A 1249-nucleotide genomic window follows, 5' to 3' on the forward strand; every position below is an offset into this window, starting at 1 on the left:
GCCTGAAAGGCGCCGCCGCGACGAACGGCCTGCGCGCACGCAGAAGCGGCGGACCAGCCGAAAATAGCCGCCAAAAATAGCCTACGGCCGCTGGCGCCAGAGCGCCGAGACGGCGATCGCCACCCAGCCGGCGATCAGCAGGGTGCCGCCGATCGGCGCCGACATCGGAAACAGCCGCGAGCCGAGAAAGTCGCGGGCGAGCAGATCGCCGCAGAACAGAAGCAGGCCCGCGAGTAGGGCGAGGCTGGCGATCCTGAGGCAGCGGTTGCCGCCGGCCAGGCCGATGGCAAGAAGCACCGGCGCATGCATCAGCAGGAAATTGGCCGCCATTCCGGTGAAGGCGCCGCCGCGATGCGCGGCCGCCGCCGACAGCGCCACGCCGGCCGCGCCGACGAGCCCGGCCGCCAGCACGAGGACGCGACTCCCGCCGTCTGATGCTTGCCCGGTAAGGCTCATCTTGGATGCTCCATGCTGCGGTTGGGCGAGGGCGCCTGTCAGGATTCGCCGGCCTCGAGCAGCATATGCCTCGCCCGGCGCGACTGGACAATCCAGTTGTAGGCAGCACCCAGCGCCATCAGCACCGACGTGCCCAGAAACACCGAGCGCATGCCGAAATGCCCGCCGACGAAGCCGCCGGACAGCGGTCCCGCGACCTGGCCGACATATTGCGCCGAGATCGCCAGGCCAAGCACGTTGCCGCCGATCCCGTCGGGGATGTTGTGGCGGATGACGCTGGTGATGCAGGGCAACAGTCCGCCCAGCGCCAGGCCCATCAGGAAGCGCAGGCCGATCAACTGCCAGCCATTGGTGACGAAGGCTTGCGGAATGAGCAGCAATGCCGAGACGGCAAGGGCGCCGACCACGACGTTCCAGTGGCCGACCCGGTCGGCGAGTTTCCCCAACCAGGATGAGGACAGGATGGTGCCGAGCGCCGCCGCGGACATGACGACGCCCGCGACCATGGTCACCTTGCTCTGGTCCTCGACGAGCTGCTGCACATAGACGGTGATGATCGGCTCGATCGACATGGTGGCGAAGGCGAGCAGCATGCCGGTGGTCAGCATGGCGACGATCGGCCGTTTATCCGGGATCTGCGACCAGCCGCTCTTCGGCTTTGCCGCCGAGGTGGGCTTGGGCGCCGGCGGATTCTCCTTGATCAGGAAAGTCGTCGCCAGGAAGGCCAGGAAGATGACGCCGCCGGAAAGCAGGAAGGTTGCGCGGATACCGATCAGCGGCGGCAGCAGGCCGC

Annotated in this window: 2 protein-coding genes; both read right to left on the minus strand. The window is 67.9% G+C overall.

The window, feature by feature from the left end:
- Nucleotides 1–81 precede the first annotated feature (81 nt).
- Nucleotides 82–456 carry a DUF423 domain-containing protein gene (locus EOD07_RS34875; protein WP_127238391.1) on the minus strand — a complete coding sequence of 125 codons (375 nt, stop codon included), beginning with the start codon at nucleotides 454–456 and terminating at the stop codon, nucleotides 82–84.
- A 38-nt stretch (nucleotides 457–494) separates the two neighbouring features.
- Nucleotides 495–1249, minus strand: a 755-nt coding sequence (locus EOD07_RS34880; RefSeq protein WP_127238392.1) for an MFS transporter, incomplete at its 5' end; no start/stop codon positions are given.

It is taken from the genome of Mesorhizobium sp. M2C.T.Ca.TU.002.02.1.1, assembly GCF_003997225.1.

Coding starts and splice junctions, on each gene's coding strand:
- EOD07_RS34875 (WP_127238391.1), bottom strand. CDS start 456: ATGAGCCTTACCGGGCAAGCATCAGACGGCGGGAGTCGCGTCCTCGTG.